5 protein-coding genes are annotated in these 7,010 nt (G+C 71.7%); 4 read left to right on the top strand and 1 reads right to left on the bottom strand.

Going from position 1 to position 7,010, the window contains the following annotated elements; genetic code table 11:
* Positions 1 to 537: 537 nt before the first annotated feature.
* The 4 genes from PUT80_RS12945 to PUT80_RS12930 all read left to right on the top strand — a co-directional run bounded on the left by PUT80_RS12945 (position 538) and on the right by PUT80_RS12930 (position 5,727).
* Positions 538 to 1,257: an IclR family transcriptional regulator gene (locus PUT80_RS12945; RefSeq protein WP_078870404.1), complete on the top strand. Its 720-nt coding sequence runs from the start codon at positions 538 to 540 to the stop codon at positions 1,255 to 1,257.
* A 96-nt stretch (positions 1,258 to 1,353) separates the two neighbouring features.
* Entirely contained in the window at positions 1,354 to 2,970 is a 1,617-nt protein-coding gene (locus PUT80_RS12940; RefSeq protein ID WP_275292077.1) for a thiamine pyrophosphate-dependent enzyme, read from the top strand.
* The gene (locus PUT80_RS12935) at positions 2,967 to 4,427 is read left to right on the top strand and encodes an aldehyde dehydrogenase family protein (RefSeq protein WP_238605801.1); all 1,461 of its coding nucleotides are present in this window, start codon (positions 2,967 to 2,969) and stop codon (positions 4,425 to 4,427) included. Before PUT80_RS12940 ends, PUT80_RS12935 begins: the two co-directional genes overlap by 4 nt.
* A gap of 43 nt (positions 4,428 to 4,470) precedes the next feature.
* Entirely contained in the window at positions 4,471 to 5,727 is a 1,257-nt protein-coding gene (locus tag PUT80_RS12930; protein WP_051728847.1) for an aromatic acid/H+ symport family MFS transporter, read from the top strand.
* Position 5,728: 1 nt separating this feature from the next.
* Here the strand turns inward: PUT80_RS12930 and PUT80_RS12925 are convergent, their stop codons facing one another.
* Positions 5,729 to 7,009 carry a nitrate/sulfonate/bicarbonate ABC transporter ATP-binding protein gene (locus tag PUT80_RS12925; RefSeq protein ID WP_275292076.1) on the bottom strand — a complete coding sequence of 427 codons (1,281 nt, stop codon included), beginning with the start codon at positions 7,007 to 7,009 and terminating at the stop codon, positions 5,729 to 5,731.
* Position 7,010: the final 1 nt, after the last annotated feature.

The raw sequence follows: 7,010 nt of genomic DNA, 5'->3' as shown, positions 1-7,010 counted from the left end.
GATCTGGGGGTGCTTGTCAAGGCTGGAAAGATGCCTTGACAAGCACCCCCGAACCGCAGGGAGGCTTCGTATCGGGGTGTGGGGGAGGGGCTGGGTGCCTCGATAGCGGGTGCATCGGTCTCGTGGGTGGTCGGGGCTAGCGCCCCAACGCCACATTGGGTGCATCCGACGCACCCAATGTGGCGTTCGGTGCGTGAGATGCACCCAATGCCGCATTGGGGCGGCATCCGAGCGGCGGGCCAGCCGGGCGGGTCCGTGAAGGGCTCCTTGAGGGAATCCAAGTCCGTGAAGGGGCCCCTCACGCCCGGCGGCTGGTCGTGAGGGGAACCCTGAGGGAATCAGAGTCAATGAGGGTGGCCCTCACGGACCTCGGGGCGGGGAGCGCCGGGCTCGCGTCCAGTGTGGACGGTCCGGGGGAAGTTGGGTTGCCGTGTTCGCGGGACTGGCGGATGATGGGCGGCCAGTCCCCGTCCTGTTCCACCGCAGCCCCGGAGGCACGCGATCGCCGGCAACGCCGCCGAACCCGGGCGCACGGTCTTGAGCCGCGCGTTCGCGGTGCTGGATTCGTTTCTTTCCGGCCGACCCGAGCAGACTCACGGCGAGATCACCCGGGCGACCGGGCTCGCGCCTGCCACGGTGCATCGGCTGCTGGCCGAGCTGACCGGGTGGGGCGCGTTGGAGCGCACTGGCCGCGGCCGGTACCGGATCGGGCTTCGGTTGTGGCAGCTCGGGGCGCAGGCGCCGGGCGGGCGGGAGCTGCGGGACGTCGCGCTGCCGTTTCTGCAGGATCTGCTGCAGGTGACGCACGAGGTCGTCCATCTGGTCGTGCTGGACGGGGACCGGGCGCTGTATCTGGAAAAGCTCGAGGCGCATCCGGATGTCGTGGTGACCTCGCGGGTCGGGCTGCGGCTTCCGTTGCACGCGGCGGGGCCGGGCAAGGTGCTGCTCGCGCACGCGCCGCCGGAATGTCTCGAAAGCATTCTCGCCGGCGGGCTGGAGCGCAGGGCCAGCGGGACGATCACGGACCCGGCGCGGCTGCGGCAGGTGCTGGCGGAGGTCCGGCTGCAGGGGTTCTGCATCTCCCGCAACGAGATGACCGAGGGCGCGTCGTCGGTCGCTGCTCCGGTGCGCGGGCCCGGCGATCAGGTCGTCGCGGCGATTTCCGTGGTGGTGCCCAGTTGCACGCCGAATCTGTCGCCGCTCGTGCCGGTGGTCCGGATGGCCGCGCTGGGGGTCACGCGGGCGTTGCAAGGCTGAGGAACTTTTCCGCTGAGTGGAAGAGGGGCTGGGCGGCGGAAGATCGAGCCGGGAGACTCCGGACCGCTCGTTGCCGTCACTGCCGAGGAGAAGTCCGTGAGCCCTGCCCCGACCGTTCGCGACGCCGCGTTCGACGTGCTGCGCCGGTTCGGCGCCACGACGGTGTTCGCCAATCCCGGGTCGACCGAGATCGCGCTGCTCACCGACCTGCCCGACGACCTCGAGTTCGTGCTGGCGCTGCACGAGGGTTCGGTGGTCGGCATGGCGACCGGCTGGGCGCTCGCGAACGACCGGCCCGCGGTCGCGATCCTGCACACCACCGCGGGGCTCGGGAACGCGGTCGGCGCGCTCGCGACCGCGCGGGTCAACCGTGCGCCGCTGGTCGTGCTCGTCGGGCAGCAGGACCGCCGCCACCTCGCGCTGGAGCCGTTCCTCACCGGCCATCGGCTCGACGATCTTGCCCGGCCCACGCCGGTGTGGATCGCGGAACCGCCGCGGGCGCAGGACGTTCCGGGCGCGCTCGCCCGCGCCTGGCACGAGGCGCGCGAGCACCGCGGCCCGGCGCTGGTGATCGTGCCGATGGACGACTGGTCGGAGCCGGCAGGCGTGGACGAGCCGCTGCCCGCCCCGGCGAAGCTGGTCCGCGCGAACGCCGCCGAGCCCGCGGTGCTGGCCGAGCTGGCGGAATTCCTCGGTACCGCAACCAATCCGGTAATCGTGACGGGTGCGGGGGCCGACGACGCCGAATCGTGGCGCGGCCTGACCACGCTGGCGGAAAAGCTCGCGTGCCCGGTGTGGCAGGAGGCGTTCGGGGCGCGCGCCGGATTCCCGCAGGACCATCCGCAGTTCGCCGGGCATCTGCCGCCGGGCCGGGAAGGACTGCGGAAAGCGTTGTCCGGACACGACGCGGTGCTGTCGGTCGGCGCACCGGTTTTCCGCCAGTACCCGCGCGAACCGGGACAGCTGACCGAACCGGGCACCCGCATCGCGGTGGTCACGGACGATCCGAACGAAGCGCACCGCAGCCCGGTCGACCTCGCCGTGCTGGCGCGGCCGTCGGCGGTGTGCGGGCCGTTGGCGGAGCTGGTTCCGGCGCGGGAAGCGGGCACCGAAAAGATCGGCCGGACGGTCGAGTTGCCCGGGGCGCCGGAGGCGGGTGCGCCGCTGGGACCGGACCACGTGTTCGGCCTGCTCGCGCGCCGATTGCCCCAGGACACGGTGCTGGTCGAGGAATCGCCGTCGAGCCGTCCGCTGCTGCACGCGTACGTCCCGGCGCGCGAACCGCTCGGGTTCCTCAGCGCGGCCATGGGCGGGCTTGGCTTCGGCATTCCGGCGGCGATCGGGCTGCGGATGGGCGGGCTGAAGCGTCCGGTGGTCGCGGTGATCGGGGACGGCTCGTCGCTGTACTCGATCCAGTCGCTGTGGAGCGCCGCGCATTACGGCGTCGGCGTTCTCGTGATCGTGCTGTCCAACGGCGGCTACGCGATCATGGACAAACTCGCCGTGCGGCACGGCGAACGCACGGCCGGGGGCGGGAAAGCGCCGTGGCCCGGGTTCGACGAGGTCAGCGTGAGCGGGCTCGCGAAATCGCTCGGCTGCCCGGCGCGGCGCGCGGAAACCTACGAGGAACTGGAGTCGGTGTTGAACGAGGTGCTGCCGACGCTGGCCGCGCGCACGGAGCCGCTGGTGCTGGAAGTGGCGGTGACGGCATGACGTTGCTCGGAACCGGATGGCAGGGCCGGATCTTCTCCGGCGGCTGGATCCCCGGCGCAGGCGGGGAATACGACGCGGTCGAGCCCGCTACCGGGAACACCCTGGCCCGAGTGGGCGCGGCGGCTCCGGAAGACGTCGCCAACGCAGCGGCGGCGGCGCAGGAAGCACAGCGGGAGTGGGCTGCGAAGCCATACGACCAGCGGGCGCGGGTGCTGCGCCGGGCTGCGCGGCTTTTCGAGGACCACGGCGACGAGATCGACGACTGGCTTGTCCGCGAATCCGGTGCCACGCGGGCGTTCGCGCAGTTCCAGACCCGCGCGGTCGCGGCCGAGGAATGCCACGAGGCGGCGGCGCTCGCCGCACATCCGTACGGGGAACTGTTGCGTTCCAGCCAGCCTCGGCTGTCGATGGCGCGCCGGGTTCCGGCCGGGGTGGTCGGCGTGATCTCGCCGTTCAACGCGCCGGTGATCCTCTCCATCCGCGCGATCGCGCCCGCCTTGGCGCTCGGCAACGCGGTGCTGGCGAAGCCCGACCCGCGCACGGCGGTGTGCGGCGGTGTCGTGCTGGCCCGGATCTTCGAGGAAGCCGGTCTGCCCGAAGGCCTGTTCCACCTGCTGCCCGGCGGCGCGGACGTCGGCGCCGCGCTGGTCGAGGACCCGCTGGTGCGCGTCATCGCGTTCACCGGTTCCACGAACGCGGGCCGCAAGATCGCCGCGGCGGCGGGGGAGCGGCTCAAGCGCGTGCACCTCGAACTCGGCGGCAACTCGGCGCTCGTCGTGCTCGCGGACGCGGACGTCGAACAGGCCGCGTCGGTCGGCGCGTTCGGTTCGTTCAACCACTCCGGGCAGATCTGCATGGCGACCGGACGCCACCTGGTCGCCGCCGAAATCGCCGACGACTACGCGGCCGCGCTCGCCGAGCACGCGGCCAAGCTGACCGTCGGCAACCCGGCGACCGGCGACGTCGCGCTCGGCCCGCTGATCGACGCGGGACAACGCGACCGCGTGCACTCGGTGGTCACCGGGAGCGCGGAGGCTGGCGCGAAGATCGCGACCGGCGGCACCTACGAGGACCTGTTCTACCGCCCGACCGTCCTCACCGACGTCCCGCTCGCCGCGCCCGCCTACGCCCAGGAGGTGTTCGGCCCGGTCGCGCCGGTCGTGCCGTTCTCCACAGTGGACGAAGCAGTGCGCCTGGCCGGCGGTACCGAGTACGGGCTGTCGCTGGGCATCCTGACCCGGGACGCCGCGCGGGGGCTGGCACTGGCCGAGCGGATCCCGTCCGGTCTGGTGCACGTCAACGACCAGACAGTCAACGACGAGGCTCTCGCCCCGTTCGGCGGGGTGGGGGATTCGGGAACCGGCTCCCGGCACGGCGGCGCGCAGGCCAACCTGGAGGCGTTCACCGAAACCCAGTGGGTCACCGTGCGCGGCGACCTTCCGCAGTATCCGTTCTAGAAGCAATCCGGCCCAGGTCCCCTCCGACGACGCAGGTGATGACATGACGGTCTCGACTGATCCCCGGGCGCGCCACGCCCGCTGGGTGGCCCCGCTGTGCTGGACGGCGGTGGCGCTCGAAGGGTTCGACCTGGTGGTGCTGGGCGTCGTGCTGCCCGCGCTGCTCAAGGACAAAGCGTGGGGGCTCGACCCCAACACGGCGTCGCTGATCTCCGCGGTCGGGCTGCTCGGCGTGGCGGTCGGCGCGTTCTCGATCGGCCCGCTCAGCGACCTGTTCGGCCGGCGGGGAATGATGCTGCTGACCGTGGCCAGCTTCTCGGTCTGCACGCTGCTCTGCGCGTTCGCGAACGGGCCGTGGCTGTTCGGCGTGCTGCGGTTCCTGGCCGGGCTCGGGCTCGGCGGCGTGCTGCCGACCGCGCTGGCGCTGATCACCGAGTACGCGCGGATCGGCCGCGGCGGCAGCGCGACCACCGTGCTGATGACCGGCTACCACGTCGGCGCAGTGCTCACCGCGCTGCTCGGAATCCTGGTGCTGCAACGGCTCGGCTGGCAGTGGATGTTCGTCATCGGGGCCGCGCCCGCACTGATCCTCGTGCCGCTGATGATGAAGTTCCTGCCCGAATCGAAGGCGCTGGAACGGGCGAAGGAAGCCCGGCGCAACCGCAACCCGCTCGGCGTCCTGTTCCGGCACGGCTACGGCCGCGCGACCATCGCGTTCTGGGTGACGTCGTTCATGGGGCTGCTGCTGGTCTACGGCCTGAACACCTGGCTGCCGCAGATCATGCGCGCGGCGGGCTACGAACTCGGCGCGGCGCTGGCGCTGCTGCTGGTGCTGAACGTCGGCGCGGTCATCGGCCTGCTGGTCGGCGGCCGGGTCGCGGACAAGATCGGCTACCGCCGTTCGACCATCCTGTGGTTCGCCGCGGCGGCGGTGTTCCTGGCGCTGCTGAGCATCAAGCTGCCCGGGGCGAGCGTGTACGCCGGCGTGCTGCTGGCCGGGATCTTCACCTTCAGCTCGCAGGTGCTGGTCTACGTGTACATCGCCCGCGTGTACCCCGCCGAAGCACGCGGCACCGGGCTCGGCGCGGCGAGCGGGATCGGCCGGTTCGGCGCGATGTCCGGGCCGCTGGTGACCGGGCTGCTGCTGTCGGCGGGGCTGGCGTATCCGTGGGGCTTCTACCTGTTCGCGGCGGTGGCGGTGATCGGGGCGCTCGCGATCGCGGCGGTGAACCGGGACCCGGCTCCGGACGCCCCGGCGGACAGTCCGGCGCCGCGCGTGGAGACGGCTCCGGAGAGCTGAGCTATTCGGCGGTCGTCTGGGCGATCCGGTCGCTGTCGGTGTCGTAGTCGAAGAGTTCCGCGTACCGGCCCCAGTCGATCGCCGTGTCCAGTTGCTGCCGGGCGTCGGCGGCGGAGAAGCCACGGCGGAGCAGGTCGAGGAAGAACTCCGCGCGCAGCGTGCCGTCCGAACTGACGGTGAGCGCGTTGACGATCGTGCGGACCAGCGGCGCCCGGTCGCGGACCTGACCGGCGAAGATCTTCTTGCTGGTCTGGATGTCCGCGGTGGTGAAGGCGGTGCCGACCGGGGTCAGGTGCAGGTCCCCGCCCGCCACGAAGAGGAGGTCGAGCAGGGCGGCGGCATCGACGAGCGGCAGCAGGTCGTCGACCTCGAAGCTCAGTTCGGCGGCGAGATCCGGCAGGTCGGCGTGTCCGCCGCGGGCGTGCACCAGTTCCACGAGCCCGGCGAGGCCGCCGACCGACGCGGGCGGCAGCGGCCGTGCGGTGGGTGTGGCCTGCGCGGGTTCGACGGCCGCCGGATCGCGTCCGGTCAGCAGGTCGTAGAGCCGTTCGACCAGCGCGGCGAACGCCGGGGATTTGCGGTCGCGCGGCCGGGCGAGGTCGATCTCCACTTCCGCGCGCAGCTTCCCGGGGTTGGCGCCGAGGACCAGCACCCGGTCGGCGAGCAGTACTGCCTCCTCGATGTTGTGCGTGACGATGCAGACGGCTTTCGTCGGGAAATCGTCGCGCTGCCACAGGCTCATCAGTTCGGTGCGCAGGTTCTCCGCGGTCAGCACGTCGAGCGCGGAGAACGGTTCGTCCATCAGCAGGACGTCCGGTTCGAGCACGAGCGCACGGGCGAAGCCGACGCGCTGCCGCATCCCGCCGGAAAGTTCCTTGGGGTAAGCGGATTCGAAGCCGTCGAGGCCGATCAGGTCGATCGCCTGCAACGCACGGTCGCGGCGCGCTTTCGGCGGGATGCCGCGGGCGGCGAGGCCGAGTTCGACGTTGTCCTGCACGGTCAGCCACGGCATCAGCGCGAAGGTCTGGAACACCATCGCGGTGCCCGGATTGGCGCCGTCGAGTTCTTCGCCGCGATAACGCACGGTGCCGCGGGTCGGGCCGATCAGCCCGGCGATCGTGCGCAGCAGCGTCGATTTCCCGCTGCCGGACCGGCCGAGCAGCGCGACGATCTCGCCCGCGCGCAGGTCGAGCGTGAGGTCGTCGAGGACGCGCAGTTCGTCGCCCGCCGAACCGGGGAAGCTTTTGCTGACGTGCTCGACGGACACGAGGACTTCGGACATG

Source organism: Amycolatopsis sp. La24, from assembly GCF_029087445.1.
Lineage (GTDB): Bacteria > Actinomycetota > Actinomycetes > Mycobacteriales > Pseudonocardiaceae > Amycolatopsis > Amycolatopsis nivea.
The sequence above is the reverse complement of the archived record's forward strand: the minus strand, read 5'-3'. Positions and strand labels throughout refer to the sequence as shown.

What these genes read in the sequence shown, in the direction of transcription:
- PUT80_RS12925 (WP_275292076.1), bottom strand. Translation starts at nt 7,009, where the DNA reads ATGTCCGAAGTCCTCGTGTCCGTCGAGCACGTCAGCAAAAGCTTCCCC.
- PUT80_RS12935 (WP_238605801.1), top strand. Translation starts at nt 2,967, where the DNA reads ATGACGTTGCTCGGAACCGGATGGCAGGGCCGGATCTTCTCCGGCGGC.
- PUT80_RS12930 (WP_051728847.1), top strand. Translation starts at nt 4,471, where the DNA reads ATGACGGTCTCGACTGATCCCCGGGCGCGCCACGCCCGCTGGGTGGCC.